Below are 17,700 nucleotides of genomic sequence, written 5' to 3'. Positions count from 1 at the left end.
ACCCCTTCATGCGCGCCAAATTCATCGTCGCCAGCGTCTCGATCGCCGCCCTGCTCGGCGCGGCCGCCTGCACCACCACCGACCCCTACCGCTCCGGCCCCGTGCGCAACAACACCGGCACCGGCGCCATCGCCGGCGCCCTGGGCGGCGCCTTGCTGGGTTATCTGACCAACACCTCGAACGGCGAACAGGGCCGAAAGAACGCCCTGATCGGCGCCGGGGTCGGCGCGCTCGGCGGCGCGGCCGTGGGCCAGTATATGGATCGCCAGCAGCGGGCGATGGAATCCCAGTTGTCCGGCTCGGGCGTCGGCGTCGCGCGTCAGGGCGACACCCTGGTCCTGCGCATGCCGTCGGACGTGACCTTTGCGACCAATCAGTCGTCGATCGACCCGCGCTTCCTGCCCGTCCTGCAGGATGTGGCGCGCGTGCTTCAGCAGTATGACCAGTCCACCGTCGATGTGATCGGCCACACCGATTCCTCGGGCGGCGACGCGATCAACCAGCCCCTGTCCGAAGCGCGCGCCAGCAGCGTCGCCGCCGAACTGGTCCGCAACGGCGTCCTGGCCCAGCGCCTCTATGTCGCCGGCGAGAGCTCGCGCAAGCCGGTGGCGTCCAACGCCACGGCCGAAGGCAAGGCGATGAACCGCCGTGTGGAGATCCTGATCCGTCCGTTCACCGGCTGATCACGGCCCCATCGGCGAGGATGGCAGGGCGGCGTCGAAGAGGCGTCGCCCTTTTTGCGGCCCGGCGATCGGGTTCACCGCTTGCATGGCGCCGCGCATCGGGGCTAGGCCGGTCGCAGCCCTCTTTGGAGCGAGGCCGTGCCGCCGGAAGACCGGGACCTTGAACAAGGCTTGAAGCTGGCCGTGGTCGCCGTGGTCTGCGCCATCCTGACGGCCACTCTGGTCATCGCCGTCGGCGGAGCTCTGCTGGGACGACCGCCGCCCGACGCCGAGTCCGTGGAGGCGCCGGCCGCCCTCGCCCCAAAATCCTGAACCTTCCGCGCAAACGGAAACGCCGCCTCCTTTCGGAAGCGGCGTCAAGGTCTGTCGACATCTGATCCCCGGTCTGCCGGTCTGGTTTGTCCAGACCGGCTTCCGTCGGGTCTTAGAAGTTGATGTCGATGGTCGCGCGGCGGTTGAGCGGTTCGCGCACGCCGTCGGCGGTGGGCTTGGCCAGGTTGGTTTCGCCCTTGCCGTCCAGGGCGATCACGCCGCCGTTGACGCCTTGAGCCACCAGGGCGTCCGCGACGGTGCGCGAACGACGGTTGGACAGGCCGACGTTATAGGCGGCCGAACCCGAGGTGTCGGTGTAGCCCACGATCAACACGCGCGTCGGACGGCCCGACTTGGCGTAGTTGGCGGCCTGCGTCACCACCGAACGGGCTTCCGCCGTCAGGTCCGAGCGATCCCAGTCGAAATAGACCACGAACTGGCGGGCGACCGGCGCGGCCGGAGCCGGCGGCGGGGGCGGCGGGGGAGGCGGCGGGGGCGGAGGCGGGGGCGGAGGCGGCGGCGCGTCTTCGGCGCCGAAGCTGTAGCGCAGGCCCAGGGTCACGGTGTGCGACTGGTCGTAGTCGCCGTCCCATTCGCCGAACGACGTGGCGCCCACGCCCGTCCCGGCCGTCGTCGAGGCGAACTTGGCGTCGCCCGTCAGATAGCGGTAGGTCAGGTCGATGTTGGCGCGGTCGCTGATGGCCCAGGCCAGACCCGCGATCGCCTGAGCGGCGAACTTGGTCGAGGTGTCGTCCGCCGTGAAGGTGGCCCCACGGTTGGCGCGCAGGGCGCCGACCGTGTCGACGTCGATGCGGTTCACGCCGGCGCCCAGCCCCACGAACGGGCGGATGCCCCAGGCTTCGTAGCCGAAGTCATAAATGACATTGGCCATCAGGGTGACGGATTCGATGTCGCCTTCGGGCGAGTGGCAAGGCCCCGTCGCCGGCGTCAGGTTGCACAGGCCTTGCGTGCCCGACACGGCGCGGACCGTGCCGATGTCGCCCGAGCGATAGCCGCCTTCGAGTTCCACACGCCAGTTGGGGTTGAAACGATAGCCCAGGCGCGCAAAGGCGGCCCAACCGTCGTTCACTTCATAGTTCCAGTTGGCGCCCGTGGTCGACGACTCGGCGTTGATGTCGTCGATCATGTGATAGCCGGCGTCGATGGCGCCGTACCAACCATTGGGTTCCGCCGATGCGGCGCCGGCGGACAGGGCCAGGGCGGCCGCTGCGCTGGAAGCCAGCACCAAAGTCTTCATACGCATAGGGTGTAACCCTCCGCCTCTGTTGAAAATGAGGGCGGATTTACCGCCTGAGGCGGGACATAACAGCCTTGCCTTGGAAGGTCGAGGCGAAAAGGCGACAAAGATTCCGGCTTCGCTCCCCACCGTGGCGTTGATGCTACAGGTGAATTTCGGATTTTATCGATTTTTTGTTAACGCTCGGCCTCGCCGGCGTCACAATCCAAGGCGGAAAGGGGGCCCAACCCTCGCGCGCAAACGCCCGCCATGATGGCGTCGCGCTAGCCGGGGAGCATCTGCATCGCGAGCCATTCCGCGACCAGCGCGGGCTTGTCTTCGCCGTCGATCTCGACGGTCAGTTCGTGCTTCAGCAGCCAGCGCCCGCCGCCCTTGTCCTCGGCGGAGAGCAGTTTGAAGCGGCCCCGCACGCGGCGGCCGGCCCGCACCGGGGTCAGAAAGCGCAGCTTGTCGAAGCCGTAGTTGACGCCCATCACCACCCCGTCCAGCGGCCGGACGGCGTCATAGCTCATGGCCGAGGCCAGGCTCAGCGTCAGAAACCCATGGGCTATGGTCCCGCCGAAGGGCGTGGCCCTGGCGGCCTCAGGATCGACGTGAATGAACTGGCGATCCTCGGTGCAGTCGGCGAAGGCGTCGATCCGGGCCTGATCGACCACGAACCATCTCGATACCCCGACCTCCTGTCCGATCAGCCCCTGAAGTTCGCTGGCCTGGGTCATCGCGTGCTGCCTCCCTGTGAGAATTTTTCCGGAGGTTGACCCAGGCCGGGCGCGATGGAAACCCCTCAGCCGGCGAAACGGCCCTCGATGATCTGCGCATAGAGCGCAGGATCGACATTGCCGCCAGACAGGACGATGGCGGTCGTCCGCCCCTTCGTCTCGACCTTTCCGGCCAGGAGCGCCGCCAGCGAAACCGCCCCGCCCGGCTCGATCACCAGCTTCAGGTGACGGAAGGCGAAACGCATCGCCTCGGCGACCTCGCCGTCCGAAACGGTGACGCCGCCGGCCAGCCGCCGATTGATCGGCCAGGTCAGTTCGCCGGGCATCGGGGCCATCAGGGCGTCGCAGATCGACGGCGCGCCCTGGGGATGGCCCTGGCGTTCGCCGGCCGCGAGCGAACGGGCCGTATCGTCGAAGGCGTCCGGCTCGACCACGACGACCGCAGTCGAGGGGCTGCGCTCCGCCATCACCAGATTGATCCCGGCCATCAGCCCGCCGCCGGATGCGCCGCACAGCAACTGGTCCAGCGGGGCGCCTGCCTGGTCCAGCATCTCCAGGGCGACGGTCCCCTGGCCCTCTATGACGAAGGGGTCGTCGAACGGCGGAACCAAAACGGCGCCGCGTTCGGCGGCGAGGGCGGCGCCGACGGCCTCGCGGCTTTCGCGCCAGCGATCGTACATCCGCACCTCGCCGCCGAAGCCGATCACGCCGTCCACCTTCACCCGAGGCGAGTCCGACGGCATGACGATGACGGCCGGGGCGCCGACCAGGGCGGCGGCGGCGGCGACGCCCTGGGCGTGGTTGCCGGACGAAAAGGCCACGACGCCGCGCGCCTTCTCCTCGGCCGTCAGCCGGCTGATACGGTTGTAGGCCCCGCGAAACTTGAAGGCTCCGGCCCGCTGCAGCGTCTCGGCCTTCATCAGCACCCGCCCGCCGACGGCGGCGTTCAGGGCCGGACTTTCGATCAGGGGGGTGCGGACGGCGACGCCGTCGATCTGGCGGGCGGCGTCCAGGACGCCTTCATAGCTGGGCAGGTGCGTGATCATATGCTCCCATAAACCGCAACGTCGGCGCCGCCCAAGGCACCGCAGGGAGAAATCCATGAGCCTGATCCTCGCCATCGACCAGGGCACGACCTCGACACGGGCGATCGCCTTCGAATCGGGCGCGGACGGCAGCGACCTGAGGCCCGTGGCGGTCAGCCAGATCGAACTGGCGCAGCATTTTCCCCGGTCGGGGTGGGTCGAGCACGACGCCGCCGAAATCTGGACCGCGACCCTCCAGACCTGCCGCGAGGTCATTGGCAAGGCCGGCGGCGTCGCCCGTTTCGACGCCATCGGCATCACGAACCAGCGCGAGACGGCGGTGATCTGGGACGCCGCGACGGGCGAGCCGCTGCAACGCGCCATCGTCTGGCAGGACCGACGCACCGCCGACGTCACCGCGCGCCTGACAGCCGAGGAGCGCGAGCCGATGGTCCAGGCGGCGACCGGCCTGATCCTGGACCCCTATTTCTCGGCGACCAAATTCGCCTGGCTGCTGGACGCCGTGCCGGGCGCGCGCGAGCGGGCGATGACGGGCGAGGTCAAGCTGGGGACCATCGACGCCTGGCTGATCTGGAAACTGACCGACGGCCGGGTTCACGCCACGGATGCGACCAACGCCTCGCGCACGGCGCTGATGGATCTGGAGGCGGTCCAGTGGCGCGACGATCTGTGCGCCCTGTTCGACGTGCCGCGGGCGGCTCTGCCCGACATCGTCCCCTGTTCGGGCGTGATCGGCGAAAGCGATGCGGCCCTGTTCGGCCGCCCTCTCCCCATCGCCGGATCGGCCGGCGATCAGCAGGCGGCCCTGGTCGGCCATGGGGCGCTGAAGCCGGGCGACGCCAAGATCACCTATGGCACCGGCGCCTTCCTGGTCGCCAATGTCGGCGACCGGCCCGTAGCCTCGACGCGCCGGCTCCTGGGCACCCTGGCCTATCAGGCCGGCGGCCGCGCCGCCTATGCGCTGGAGGGGTCGATCTTCTCGGCCGGCTCGGCGATCCAGTGGCTGAGGGACGGGGTGGGGATGATTTCGCAGTCCCGCCAGTCCGAGGCCATGGCGCAGGAGTTGCCCGACAACGGCGGGGTCTATCTGGTCCCCGGCTTCACCGGCCTGGGGGCGCCGTGGTGGGAGCCCGAGGCGCGCGGGACCGTGGTCGGCCTGACCCGCGATTCCGGCCCCGCCCATTTCGTCCGCGCGGCGCTGGAGGCCCTGGCCTATCAAACGCGCGACCTGCTGGACGCCCTGACCGAGGACGGCGCCCCGCCGCTGAAGACGCTGAGGGTCGACGGCGGCGTCACCGCCAACAGTTTCGCGATGCAGTTCGTGGCCGACATCTGCAAGGTCGAGGTCGAGCGGCCCGCCTTCCAGGAGATGACCGCCCTGGGCGCGGCGCGCCTGGCGGCCCTGGGCGTCGGCCGGGCGTCCGATCTGGACGCTCGACCGGCCGAGGCGCCGGCCCGCTGGGCGCCGCGGATGAGGGACGACGAACGCGAACGGCTGCTTTCCGGCTGGCGTCGCGCGGTGAAGGCCGCCATCATCGCCGCGCCGGGTCGGGCCTGAGATCCGAACGGCGCAAGGAAACGCCACGAGAACCGACTGGGCCGCCCATGACCGACGCCTCCTCCCCCGACGCCCCCGCGCTGGATGCTCAGAGCGCCTTTTCGGGCACGCGCGAGGTCGACGCCCGCTATCGCCTGGACGAGGCGGCGCTGGACGCCTGGATGACCGATCATGTCGCGGGCTACGCCGGGCCGCTGGCGGTGCGCCAGTTCAAGGGCGGCCAGTCCAACCCCACCTACGAGCTGACCACCCCGACCGCCGCCTATGTGCTTCGCCGCAAACCGCCAGGCGCGCTGCTGCCCAGCGCCCATGCGGTGGACCGCGAATATCAGGTCATATCCGCCCTGGCGGCCCAGGGCTTTCCGGTCGCCAGGCCCCACGCCCTGTGCCTGGACGAAGGCGTCATCGGTTCGATCTTCTATGTGATGGACAAGGTCGAAGGGCGGATTTTCTGGGATCTGAAACTGCCCGGACTGACGCCGCCCGAGCGGCGCGCCATCTACGAGGCCCAGACCGATACGCTGGCGCGGCTGCACGGCTTCGATCCCGCCGCCATCGGCCTGGGCGACTACGGCAAGGCGGGCAACTATTTCGCCCGCCAGGTCGGCCGCTGGACCAAACAGTACCGCGCCTCCGAGATCGACCCCATCCCGGCGATGGACCGTCTGATCGCCTTCCTGCCCGACAGCCTGCCGCCCGAGGGGCCCAGCCGGATCGTCCACGGCGACTTCCGCCTGGACAACATGATCCTGGCGCCCGACGCCGCCCAGGTTCGGGCCGTTCTGGACTGGGAGCTGTCGACGCTGGGCGATCCGATGGCCGATTTTTCCTATCTGCTGATCGCCTGGGCCATTCCCGCCAGCTTGCGCAACGGCCTGGCCGGGGCGGACCTGGAGGCGTTGGGCATTCCGTCGGTGGAGGAGACGGTCGAACGCTACGCCGCCGCGACCGGGATGCGGCCGGCGAACCTGGACTGGCTCTACGCCTACAACCTGTTCCGCCTGGCGGCCATCTGCCAGGGCATCGCCGGCCGGGTCCGCGACGGCACCGCCGCCAGCGCCCACGCCAGGAGCATGGCCGCCCAGGTCGGACCGCTCAGCGAAGCGGCCTGGGGCTTTGCGAAAAAAGCCGGAGCCTGACCGCGCCGCCGCCGACCGCTGAAGCCGGGCCTCAGTCCCGGACCGCCGCGCCCAGGATGCGGCGGTCGGTCTTGCCTTGGATCAGGACGGCGACCGCGTCGCCGCCGCGCGCCGGGGGCAGGGCGTAGAGAACGGGCCGGCCGCGCCATTCGCCCAGCCGCCGCACGTCGCGCACGACATTGACGTGACGCACTTCGCGGCCGCGGTTTTCGCCCCGGCCGACCTCGACCGTCTGTACGCCGGGCGTATAGGTGACGGCGACAACGTCAGCCCCGCCGACGGGCGCGCGTCCCGAGCCGACGCCGACGCGGTCGCCGGTCTCGCGGAACTCGATCTCGGGCGGCCAGACCTGACGGCCGGCCTCCTCGACGATGGCGCCTTCCAGCTCCAGCCCGCGGGCCCCCGACACCTGGCGGCGGCCGTCGATCACCACCTGGGGGGTCGAGACGCCCCGCTGGCGCAGGGCGGCGCGATAGGCGCGCTGGCGCTGGGAAAACTCGGGGCGCGCGAAGGTGTCGGTCCAACCCAGATAGTCCCAGTAGTCGACGCCATAGGTCAGGGCGATGACGCCCGGTTCGGCCGCCGCGCGCTCCACCGCCGCATTGGCCTCGACGCAGCCGCCGCAACCCTGGGCCGTGAACAGTTCGACCACCACCGGGGCGGCGCCGCGGACGGCGGGCGGCCGAACGCGCTCGGCCCGCGCCGCAGCGGACGCGCCGGCCGCCACGCCGGACGATTGAGCGGACGAACTCATGGCGAGCAGCGCGCTCGCCACGACCGTTCCCGCAATCGCCCACCCCCTGACCTTCATGCCTGCGTCTTTAGCCCCCAGCGTCGCCGACCGCGCCTCATATTCGCGTGAGCCGGCGCCCGATCCTTCCCTCAATCCATCAGTTGCTGGGCCAGATAGACATAGTGGCGGGCCCAGCGGCGGGCGTTGGCGACCGGGTCGGCGTCGTTGGAGTGACCCCCGGCCGTGTCCTCGTAATAGAGATGGTCGTGCCCCTGGTCGCCCAGGCGCGCGGCGAACTTGCGCGCATGGCCGGGGTGGACCCGGTCGTCGCGAGTGTTGGTGGTCAGATAGACGCGCGGATAGGTCACGTCGGGACGCAGCTGCTGATAGGCCGAGTATTTCGCGATCCACTCCGCTTCTTCCGGGATGCGCGGGTCGCCGTATTCGCCGATCCACGACGCGCCGGCCGGCAGCTCGTGATAGCGCAGCATGTCCACCAGCGGGCTTTCGATCACCGCTGCATTGAACAGCTCCGGGTGCTGGGTGATGGAGACGCTGGTCAGGACGCCGCCGTTCGACCGGCCATAGATGCCCAGGCGACGCGGGCTGGTGATCCCGCGCCGTTCCAGATCGCGCGCCACGGCGGCGAAGTCGTCGAAGGCCCTTTGCCGGTTTCCATCCAGCGCCGCCTGGTGCCATGCGGGCCCGAACTCTCCGCCGCCCCGGATATTGGCCTGGACGAAGACCCCGCCCCGCTCCAGCCACAGCTTGCCCATCTCCGGCTTGTAGGCGGGGTTCAGACTGACCTGGAAGCCGCCATAGCCCAGCATGATCGTCGGGTTCGACCCGTCCAGCTTCATGTCGCGCGGGCGGGTGATGAAATAGGGTATCTTGGTCCCGTCGGTCGAAGTCGCCTCATACTGTTCAGTCACGTCGCGGGCGGCGTCGAACTTGGCCGGCGCGGATTTCAGCTCGGTCAGGGTGAGCGCGCCGTTGTCCAAGGGCGCGGCAAGGCTGGCCGATAACAGGCTGAGCGCGGGCGGCGTCAGGAATCCTTGGCTCGAAACGAAGACCTCTCCTCGTGACTTGGATCTGTCGCCCAAGCCGACGGCGCTGTTCGCCGGCACGGCCAACTCGACAGGCCTGTAGGGTTGTTCGCCATGCGGTCTGAGCGTGATCAGACGGCCCCTGACGTTGTCGTTCAGCGCAACGACCAGCCGATCATCCAGAACGGCGACATCCGCCACCGACTGCCGCTGATGCGGCGCAAACGCCTCCACCTGCATGTTGCCGAAGACAAGGTGGGGATTGTCGATCTCCAGGCCATTGAGCGGCGGCGCGACCAATGTTCCCGCCTTGAAGGACTTGATGGACCCATTCCAGTCCTCATCCAGAACGAAAACCAAGGTTTGGTTGAGCATCCCGTAAAGCGTCACGCGGCTCGGGATGTGAAGGCGCACCGGGTGCCCATCCTTCAACCACCACGTCTCCGACCGGAAGGTGTCCAGCGGACGGGTGATGATGACGGCCGTCACCTTGCCGTCCTTGTCGCGATAGACGGCGGGGCTGACGCCATAGCCGCCGTCGCCCCGGTCGCCGCGATAGACCTCGGTCGCCTGGGCCAGGGCCTGGCCGCGCTTCAGCGTCTTGACGATGAAGGGATAGCCCGACTCGGTCAGGGTTCCAGCCCCGAAATCGGTGGCGACCAGCAGCGTGTCGCGGTCCAGCCATTCGATGCGGTGCTTGCCTTCGGGCAGGTTGAAACCGCCGTCCACGAACCGTTTCGTGGTCAGGTCGAACTCGCGCACCGTCACCGCGTCCTTGCCCCCGTCAGACAGCATGATCAGGCAGCGCGCATCGTCGGGCGCCAGGCAGTCGGCGCCCTTGAACACCCAGTCCCTGCCCTCGGCCCTGGACAGAGCGTCGATGTCCAGCAGCGTCTCCCACCGGGGCGTCGCGGTGCGGTAGCTGTCCAGCGTCGTGCGGCGCCAGACGCCCTTGGGATTGGCCGCGTCCTGCCAGAAGTTGCCGACGCCGTCGCCCAGGAAGGACGGGCTGGGGATGCGGTCTGTCGCGGTCAGTATGGCTTCGGCCTCGGCCCGGAAGGCCTCGTAGCGCGGATCGCCGGTCAGGACGGCCAAGGACTTCCTGTTCTCCTCGGCCACGAAGGCCATGGCCTCGGCCCCGTCCACCTGCTCCAGCGCCAGATGATCGTCGGCCGCCGCGACGCCGGCCGGGGTCAGATCGCGGGGGAAGTGGGGCGGCGGCGTCTTCGATGCGGCCGGCGAGGGGGCCAAATACTCGGCCATGTTCGGCGTGGTCGCGCAGGCGCCCACCAGAAGGGCGGGAATGGCGGCGGACAGGATCAGGTGACGCATGGCTTAAACTCCGCAATCTGATCCTCCCCCGCATCGCGGGGGAGGGGGACCGCCGTCAGGCGGTGGAGGGGGCGGAACCAGACAGGGCGCCAGGGGTCGCCCCCTCCACCACTTCGTGGTCCCCCTCCCCCGTTCGCAAGCGCTCACGGGGGAGGATCGGACTTACTGCTGCGCCGGCGTGTCCATCAGGCGACGCGAAAGATAAGTGTACTCCAGCGCCAGGCGCCGTGCGGTCTCGCGCAGGTTGGCGCCGGCCGCATGGCCGCCGTCGGTGTTCTCGTAGAACAGCACCGGATAGCCAAGCTCCTCAAGCCGCGCGGCCGCCTTGCGGGCGTGGCCCGGATGGACCCGGTCGTCCTTGGTCGAGGTGTGAATGAAGACTTCCGGGTAGGGCTGACCCGCGCGCAGGTTCTGATAGGGCGAATACTGTTCGATCCAGGCGCGCTGTTCGGGAATATCCGGGTCGCCGTATTCGCCGATCCAGCTGGCCCCGGCCAGCAGCTTGTGGAAGCGCAGCATGTCGAACAGGGGCACCTGGATGACGGCGGCGTTGATCAGGTCCGGCTGCTGGGTCAGCATCGCCCCCATGAACAGCCCGCCCTGCGACCCGCCCATGATGCCCAGTTTGGGCTGGCTGGTGATCTTGCGCGCGATCAGATCCAGCGCCACGGCCTGGAAGTCCTCGTGTGCGCGCTGGCGATTCTGTTGCAGGGCCGCTTCGTGCCAGCGGGGGCCGAACTCGCCGCCGCCGCGCGTATTGGCGATCACATAGACGCCGCCCCGCTCCAGCCACAGCTTGCCGACCGTCGCCGAATAGCCGGGCAGCAGCGAGCTTTCGAACCCGCCGTAGCCGTAGAGCAGCGTCGGGTTCGACCCGTCCAGCGGCATGTCCGCCTTATGCACCACGAAATAGGGGATCAGGGTCCCGTCGGCCGAGCGGGCCTCGTGCTGGTCGACCGTCATGCCCGTCGCGTCGAACTTGGCCGGCATCGACTTGACCTGATCGACCGCGCCGGTCGCCGCATCGGCCAGCCATAGGCTGGACGGGTTCAGATAGCCGGTGACGCTGACGAAGACCTTGTCATCCTTTTCGGAGGCCGAGCCGACGCCGACCGAGACGTTCTGGGGCAGATCGAGCGTCGTATGCGCCCACTCGCCGTCACTTCCCTGGGGACTGGGCGTATAGACCCGCACCGAACCGCGGACATTGTCGTACAGGGCCACGACCAGCCGGTTGCGGGTGACGTTGACGCCCTCGATCGCCTGACGCTCGGTCGGACGCAGGACCAGCTGGGCCGGGGCCGCCTGATCGGCCAGCCAGGTTTCCAGCGGCCAGGCGATCAGGTCGCCGGTCTTGAAATCCTGGCCCGAGGGCGCGGTCCAGTCCTGTTTCAGCGAGACCAGCAGCCGACCGTCGACCAGGCCGCTGATGTCGGACTTGGGCGGCAGCTGCAGCTGGGTCAGGGCGCCGTCGTCGGTCACGCGCCAGGTCTCGGACGAATAGAAGTCGACCGAACGGTTGATCAGCACCGCCTTCACCACCCCGTCGGCGTCGCGCAGCGTATAGCCGGACACCGAAACATCGGTAGGCTGTCCGGTGAACAAGGTCTCGGCCTGGTCCAGGCCCTGGCCGCGCTTCATCCGCTTGACCACCATCGGATAGCCCGAGTTGGTCAGGGTGCCGGGGCCGAAGTCGCGCGAGACCAGCAGGGTGTCCTTGTCGATCCAGGCCGCCCCGCCCTTGGATTCCGCCAGGACGATCCCGCCCTTGACGAAGGTCTTGGCCACGCTGTCGAATTCGCGCAGCGTCACTGCGTCCTTGCCGCCGTTCGACAGGCTGATCAGGCAGTAGCGCTCCTCGGGCGGAAGGCAGGTCGCGCCCTTGTAGACCCAGTTCTGACCCTCTGCGGCGGCCAGGGCGTCGACGTCCAGGATGGTCGCCCATTCCGGCGTCGCGGTGCGATAGCTGTCCAGGGTGGTGCGGCGCCACAGGCCGCGCACATGCTGGGCGTCCTGCCAGAAATTGTCGATATGGCCGTCGTGGGTGAAGCCGGGCGAGGGGATGCGGTCCTGGGCCTGGACGATGGCCAGGGCCTCCTGGTGCAGGGTTTCGTAGCGGGGATCGCCCTGCAGCACGCCCAACGAACGGGCGTTGTGTTCGCGCACCCAGGCCATGGCGCGCTCGCCCTCCACCTCTTCCAGCCAGACGTAGGGATCGGTCGCCTCGCTGGAGGCGAAGCCGCTGGCTGGCGTTGGAGCGGGGGCGGAAGAAGCGGTCTGGGCCATGGCTGCCGATGTCAGGCTGGTGGAGGCGAGAAGAGCCGCGAGGGCGGCGGCGGACGAACGGATCATGGTTAGGACGGTCCCCGGAAACGAAGCCGGCACCTTAGCGACGACGATCCGGGCGGCAAGCCGCGCCGCCTTACCGTTTTGTCACATCGGCCTATTCCTCGCCGTCAGTCCTCGTCGACGATGCACAGCAGATTGCCGCAAGCCTTGCAGTGGACAGCGTCCTGATCATGCGTCTGAAGTCCGCAGACTTGGCATGGATAGCGGACCTTGTGCGGCTTGATGAGGGCCTGGGCCAGGCGAAGGAACAGGGTGATGCCGACCAGCATGATGGCGATGGACAACAGCTTGCCCACCGAACCGGGCAGGGTGATGTCCCCGAACCCGGTCGTGGTCAGGGTGGCGACGGTGAAATACAGGGCGTCGACATAGCCGGCGATGCCGTCGTGTCCCAGGAAGGTCGCATAGACGAACCCCGTCGTCACGAAGACGAACGTGACCAGGCTGGCCAGGGCCCTCACGATGGCCTCGACCCGCGTGTCGTCGAACCTTCGGCCCACCGTGCGCCAGAAGAAATCCGAGTTCAGCACTGTCCACAGCCGCAGCATCCGCAGGAAGCCAAGGTTGAACAGCCAGGCCGGGAATAGCAGAGTCGCCAGGATGAAGAGATCCAGCCAGACGATCGGCCGCTTCAGCCAATCCTTGACGTCCGAATAGGCATAGGCCCGCGCCGCGAGGTCGGCGGCCAGCAGCGCCGCCACCAGATAGTCCAGCGCATAGAAGGCCCAGCCCATGTTCTTCAGGATCGGCGACGCCAGGAAGAAGGCGATGATGGCGAAGTCCACCGCGATCACCGTCATGCGGAACCGCACCGCCGGCGGCTGGGAGCCGTGATAGAGATAGCGCAGCCGGGCGCGCAGGCGCAGACCGTCGTCCTTCGGATGGGTGTCGGGTTCGGCCACTCTGGTTTCCGCCACGCAGGGATTGCGCCTATATGGCCTGCATGACCCGTCCTTTCGTCAAGATGAACGGCGCCGGCAACGATTTCGTCGTCGTCAATGCGCTGGAACAGCCGTTCGCTCCCGGCGACGTGCAGATTCGCGCCCTGGGCGACCGCGAGACGGGCGAAGGCTTCGATCAGCTGATCGCCATCGAGCCTTCAGGCAGGGCCGACGCCTTCATGCGGGTGTGGAACGCCGATGGGTCGATGGTCGAGACCTGCGGCAACGCCCTGCGCTGCGTCGGCTGGCTGCTGATGGAGGCCAATGGATCCGATCACGTGGTCGTCGACACCGCGGCCGGCCCGATCGTCGCGACCCGCGCCGGCGATCACAAGGTGACGGTCGACATGGGCAGGCCGCGCCTGGACTGGTCCGAGGTTCCGCTGGCCGAGGCGATGGATACGCGCGGAATCGAGCTGCAGCTCGGCCCCATCGACGACCCGGTCCTGCACACGCCGGGCGCCGTCTCGATGGGCAATCCACACGTGGTCTTCTTCACCGACCGCCAGGACGACGGCTTCGTCGTCGCCTCTGGCTCCCTGGTCGAACATCACCCGCTGTTTCCCCAAGGGGTCAATGTCGGCTTCGCGAAGGTGCTGGACCGCGACCGCATTCGCCTGCGGGTGTGGGAACGGGGCGCGGGCCTGACCCGGGCGTGCGGCACCGGCGCCTGCGCCGCCCTGGTGGCTTCGGCCCGGCGCGGCCTGACCGATCGCCGGGCGACGGTGGCGGTGGACGGCGGCGAGTTGGTCATCGACTGGGACGAAGCCACCGATCACGTGCTGATGACCGGCCCCGTCGAGATCGAGCGCACGGGCGTCCTGTCGATCTGAAACCGGCGCGCGCCGCGGCGAATCGCACGGCCGGAAACGGCTCCGATGGGACCCGGCCGGTTGTCCCGCCTGCCGCCGCGCTTTAGGAACAGGCAAAGCCAATCAGAACGCCGCGCCGGAAACGCCTGAATCCATGCCCGACCAGACAGAAAAACAGACCTTCTCCGACCAGGAGGCCCTGGACTTCCACCGCATCCCGACGCCAGGCAAGATCTCCATGGCGCCGACCAAGCCGATGGCGACCCAGCGCGACCTGTCGCTGGCCTATTCGCCGGGGGTGGCCGTGCCGGTGCTGGCCATCGCCGCCGACGCCGACAAGGCCTACGACTATACAGCCAAGGGCAATCTGGTCGCCGTCATCTCGAACGGCACCGCCATCCTGGGGCTGGGCAACCTGGGCCACATGGCCTCCAAGCCGGTGATGGAGGGCAAGTCGGTCCTGTTCAAGCGGTTCGCCGACGTCGACAGCTTCGATATCGAGGTCAAGACCACGGACCCGGACGAGTTCATCACCGTGGTCAAGAACATCGGCGACACCTGGGGCGGCGTCAATCTGGAGGACATCAAGTCCCCCGAATGTTTCGTCATCGAATCGGAGCTTCAGGATCTGCTGGACATTCCCGTCTTTCATGACGACCAGCATGGCACGGCCATCATCTCGACCGCCGGCCTGATCAACGCCGTCCACGTCGCCGGCAAGAAACTGGACGAGGTCAAGGTGGTGTTGGCCGGGGCCGGGGCGGCGGGCCTGTCGTCCATCGCCCTGATGAAGGCGGCGGGCGTGAGACCTGAGAACACCGTAATCTGCGACCGCGACGGGGTGGTCTACAAGGGTCGCGAACACGGCATGGACCAGTGGAAGGCCGCCCATGCGACCGACACGCCGCTGCGGACCCTGGCCGAGGCCATGGTCGGCGCCGACGTCGTGCTGGGCCTGTCGGCCAAGGGCGCGATCACCAAGGAGATGGTGGCGTCGATGGCCCCCAATCCGATCATCTTCGCCATGGCCAACCCCGATCCCGAGATCACGCCCGAGGACGTGCAGTCGGTGCGTTCGGACGCCATCATCGCCACGGGCCGCTCCGACTACGTCAACCAGGTCAACAACGTCCTGGCCTTCCCCTATCTGTTCCGGGGGGCGCTCGACGTGCGCGCGCGCCGGGTCAACCACGAGATGAAGGTCGCCTGCGCCCAGGCCCTGGCCGCCCTGGCGCGCGAGGACGTGCCGGACGAGGTCGCCGCCGCCTATCGCGGGCGCAAGCTGAAGTTCGGCCCGGACTACATCATCCCCACCCCCTTCGATCCGCGCCTGATCTGGTACATCCCGCCCTTCGTCGCCCAGGCGGCGATGGATACCGGCGTCGCCCGCGTCCAGATCGAGGACATGGACGTCTATCGCAACGCCCTGCGCTCGCGCGTCGATCCGTCCGCCGCCCTGATGCAGAAGATCAACTCGGCGGTGCGCGGCGGACCGGACAAGCGCGTCGTCTTCGCCGAGGGCGAGGAGCCCGCCGTCATCCGCGCCGCCTGGGGCTTCAAACAGGCCGGTCTAGGCACGCCCGTCCTGGTCGGCCGCGAGGATCTGATCCGCCAGAACGCCGCCGAGGCGGGCCTGGACTTCGACGAATTGGACATCGAGATCACCAACGCCCGGGTATCGCCCAACAATGTCGAGGACACCGACTGGCTGTATGAAAAGCTGCAGCGCCGGGGCTATCTGCGCCGCGACGTGGCGCGGATGATCAATCAGGACCGCAACTATTTCGCCGCCACCCTGGTCGCCAAGGGACGCGCCGACGCCATGGTCGCGGGCGTGACCCGCAACTTCAACATGGCGCTGAAGGAGGTTCAGCGCGTGCTGGACGTGGACGACACCCTGATCGGGCTGTCGATCCTGCTGGCCAGGGGCCGCACCCTGTTCGTCGCCGACACCTCCATCCACGAACTGCCGGACGCCGAGGAGCTGGCCGAGATCGCCGTCAAGGCGGCCGAGACAGTGCGTCGCCTGGGCCGCAATCCGCGCGTGGCCTTCCTGTCCTATTCGACCTTCGGCAACCCCCCCGGCGACCGGGCCGAAAAGGTGCGCGAGGCCATCCGCATCCTGGACAAGAAGGGCGTCGATTTCGAATACGAGGGCGAAATGCCGCCCGAGATCGCCCTGGACCCCAAGGGCCACCCCGCCTACGCCTTCAACCGCCTGACCAAGCCGGCCAACGTCCTGGTCATGCCCGCCATCCATTCGGCCGCCATTTCGACCAAGCTGGTCCAGGCGCTTGGCGGGGCCACGGTGATCGGCCCGCTGCTGGTCGGGCTGGAGAAGCCGGTGCAGATCGTGTCCCTGGGCGCCTCGGTCTCGGAGATCATCACCGCCGCCACCTTCGCCGCCTATGACGCCGGCCCCGCCTTCCAGGGGTCGGGCCTGACCTCCGCGCCGCGCCCGCCCGCGGCCGTGGTCGAACCTTGAGCGAACCGACGCCCTTTCCGCCCGCCGCCCCCCCGCCCAGGCGGGTGGAGCCGGGCCTCTATCTGGTCGCCACCCCCATCGGGAACCTGCGCGACATGACGCTGAGGGCGCTGGACGTATTGGCCGCCGCCGACCTGGTGCTGGCCGAGGACACCCGCGTCACGGCCAAGCTGCTGTCGGCCTATGGGCTGAAAGCCAAGCTGGAACGCTGCGACGACCATGCGTCGGGGCGCGCCGCCGAACTGGCCGTCGAACGCCTGCGGGAAGGCCAGGTGGTGGGCTTGGTGTCCGACGCGGGCACGCCGCTGGTCAGCGATCCCGGCTTCGTGGTGGCCCGTGCGGTGATCGCCGAAGGCCTGCCGGTCCATCCCATCCCCGGCGCCTCCAGCCTGCTGGCCGCCCTGTGCATCGCCGGCCTGCCCGCCGACCGGGTGCTGTTCGCCGGCTTCCTGCCGCCCAGGACGGCCGGACGCACCGCCGCCCTGGAAGAACTGAAGACCCAGCGCCAGACCCTGGTCTTTTTCGAAAGCGGACCGCGCCTGAGGGACAGCCTGACCGACATGGCCGCCGTCCTGGGACCACGGCCCGCCGCCGTGGCGCGCGAACTGACCAAGCTTTACGAGGAATGCGTGCGCGGGCCGCTGGACCAGTTGGCGGCCGATCCCCGCCTGGATGCGCCCAAGGGCGAGATCGTGGTGGTCGTGGGACCGGGCGAAGTCGAACAGGCGACCGAGGCGGATGCGGACGCCGCCCTGATCGACGCCCTACGTACGCTGTCGACCGGCGACGCGGCCTCCGAGGTCGCCAGGGCCCTGGGGCTGAACCGCAAGACCCTGTATCGCCGCGCGCTGGCGCTGAAGGGCAAGTGAAACGCCTGCCGCGCCTCGCGCCCGTCCCCCGCCCCAAGGCGGCGTGGCGGCAGGCGAAGGGCGGGGCGGCGTTCAAGGCGGGCCACGCGGCGGAATGGGTCGCCGCCTTCTGGCTGATGTCGCGCGGCTATCGGATTCTGGGGTTTCGCCTGGGGAGCCGGGCGGGCGAGATCGACCTGCTGGCCTGTCGGGGCGCGGTGTTGGCGGTCGTCGAGGTGAAACGGCGCGCGACGATCGAGGCGGCCCTGGTCGCCCTGAAGCCCGCCCAGTTCGATCGGCTGGTCGCAGCGGGCCAGGCGATCCGGCGCAATCGACCGGCCCTGCAACGGCTGGACTTGAGAATTGATATGGTGGCGCTGGCCCCCTGGCGGTTTCCGCGTCATCTTCGCGGCGTCGAACGAGGCGGTTGAAAGAAGGG

The 17,700-nt window shown here is 68.8% G+C and carries 15 protein-coding genes; 8 read left to right on the top strand and 7 right to left on the bottom strand.

The annotated features are described in order from the left end of the window. Positions 1-8 precede the first annotated feature (8 nt). Positions 9-683: a YiaD family glycine zipper/OmpA-like lipoprotein gene (locus tag AC0L6G_RS12400; protein ID WP_291537506.1), complete on the top strand. Its 675-nt coding sequence runs from the start codon at positions 9-11 to the stop codon at positions 681-683. 138 nt (positions 684-821) lie between these two features. After that, positions 822-995 (top strand): hypothetical protein, encoded by a 174-nt coding sequence (locus AC0L6G_RS12395; protein ID WP_473252362.1) that lies wholly within the window; start codon positions 822-824, stop codon positions 993-995. Positions 996-1,107: 112 nt separating this feature from the next. Here the strand turns inward: AC0L6G_RS12395 and AC0L6G_RS12390 are convergent, their stop codons facing one another. The 3 genes from AC0L6G_RS12390 to AC0L6G_RS12380 all read right to left on the bottom strand — a co-directional run bounded on the left by AC0L6G_RS12390 (position 1,108) and on the right by AC0L6G_RS12380 (position 4,018). Beyond that, complete coding sequence (locus AC0L6G_RS12390; protein WP_473253249.1) at positions 1,108-2,253, bottom strand: outer membrane beta-barrel protein; 1,146 nt, start codon at positions 2,251-2,253, stop codon at positions 1,108-1,110. 263 nt (positions 2,254-2,516) lie between these two features. Beyond that, positions 2,517-2,972 (bottom strand): MaoC family dehydratase, encoded by a 456-nt coding sequence (locus tag AC0L6G_RS12385; protein WP_473252361.1) that lies wholly within the window; start codon positions 2,970-2,972, stop codon positions 2,517-2,519. A gap of 65 nt (positions 2,973-3,037) precedes the next feature. Next, positions 3,038-4,018, bottom strand: a complete 981-nt coding sequence (locus tag AC0L6G_RS12380; protein ID WP_473252360.1) for a threonine ammonia-lyase — start codon at positions 4,016-4,018, stop codon at positions 3,038-3,040. A 55-nt stretch (positions 4,019-4,073) separates the two neighbouring features. Between AC0L6G_RS12380 and glpK the strand changes: the two genes are divergently transcribed. Both glpK and AC0L6G_RS12370 read left to right on the top strand, forming a co-directional pair. After that, positions 4,074-5,576: a glycerol kinase GlpK gene (gene glpK / locus AC0L6G_RS12375; RefSeq protein WP_473252359.1), complete on the top strand. Its 1,503-nt coding sequence runs from the start codon at positions 4,074-4,076 to the stop codon at positions 5,574-5,576. Positions 5,577-5,623: 47 nt separating this feature from the next. After that, positions 5,624-6,715, top strand: a complete 1,092-nt coding sequence (locus AC0L6G_RS12370; RefSeq protein ID WP_473252358.1) for a phosphotransferase family protein — start codon at positions 5,624-5,626, stop codon at positions 6,713-6,715. 31 nt (positions 6,716-6,746) lie between these two features. Here the strand turns inward: AC0L6G_RS12370 and AC0L6G_RS12365 are convergent, their stop codons facing one another. The 4 genes from AC0L6G_RS12365 to AC0L6G_RS12350 all read right to left on the bottom strand — a co-directional run bounded on the left by AC0L6G_RS12365 (position 6,747) and on the right by AC0L6G_RS12350 (position 13,077). Next, a complete protein-coding gene (locus AC0L6G_RS12365) occupies positions 6,747-7,526 on the bottom strand; it encodes a DUF1223 domain-containing protein (protein WP_473252357.1) in 780 nt (259 codons plus the stop codon). A 71-nt stretch (positions 7,527-7,597) separates the two neighbouring features. Next, positions 7,598-9,826, bottom strand: a complete 2,229-nt coding sequence (locus AC0L6G_RS12360) for a prolyl oligopeptidase family serine peptidase (protein ID WP_473252356.1) — start codon at positions 9,824-9,826, stop codon at positions 7,598-7,600. Positions 9,827-9,988: 162 nt separating this feature from the next. Continuing rightward, complete coding sequence (locus AC0L6G_RS12355) at positions 9,989-12,178, bottom strand: prolyl oligopeptidase family serine peptidase (RefSeq protein ID WP_473252355.1); 2,190 nt, start codon at positions 12,176-12,178, stop codon at positions 9,989-9,991. Between the two features lie 104 nt (positions 12,179-12,282). Continuing rightward, positions 12,283-13,077 carry a potassium channel family protein gene (locus AC0L6G_RS12350; protein WP_473252354.1) on the bottom strand — a complete coding sequence of 265 codons (795 nt, stop codon included), beginning with the start codon at positions 13,075-13,077 and terminating at the stop codon, positions 12,283-12,285. 41 nt (positions 13,078-13,118) lie between these two features. On the opposite strand from AC0L6G_RS12350, the gene dapF reads away from it, so the two are divergent. From dapF to AC0L6G_RS12330, 4 genes are all read left to right on the top strand, one after another. Next, positions 13,119-13,949, top strand: coding sequence for a diaminopimelate epimerase (gene dapF, locus AC0L6G_RS12345; protein ID WP_473252353.1), 831 nt, complete (start codon positions 13,119-13,121; stop codon positions 13,947-13,949). A gap of 133 nt (positions 13,950-14,082) precedes the next feature. Further along, complete coding sequence (locus AC0L6G_RS12340) at positions 14,083-16,413, top strand: NADP-dependent malic enzyme (protein WP_473252352.1); 2,331 nt, start codon at positions 14,083-14,085, stop codon at positions 16,411-16,413. Continuing rightward, positions 16,410-17,282: a 16S rRNA (cytidine(1402)-2'-O)-methyltransferase gene (gene rsmI / locus AC0L6G_RS12335; protein ID WP_473252351.1), complete on the top strand. Its 873-nt coding sequence runs from the start codon at positions 16,410-16,412 to the stop codon at positions 17,280-17,282. The genes AC0L6G_RS12340 and rsmI overlap by 4 nt, the downstream gene beginning before the upstream one ends. Continuing rightward, positions 17,279-17,692 carry a YraN family protein gene (locus AC0L6G_RS12330; RefSeq protein ID WP_291535532.1) on the top strand — a complete coding sequence of 138 codons (414 nt, stop codon included), beginning with the start codon at positions 17,279-17,281 and terminating at the stop codon, positions 17,690-17,692. Before rsmI ends, AC0L6G_RS12330 begins: the two co-directional genes overlap by 4 nt. The last annotated feature ends 8 nt before the right edge of the window (positions 17,693-17,700 follow it).

This window comes from Brevundimonas sp. D3-1P (assembly GCF_055809335.1).
This window is presented reverse-complemented; position numbering and strand designations above follow the sequence as displayed.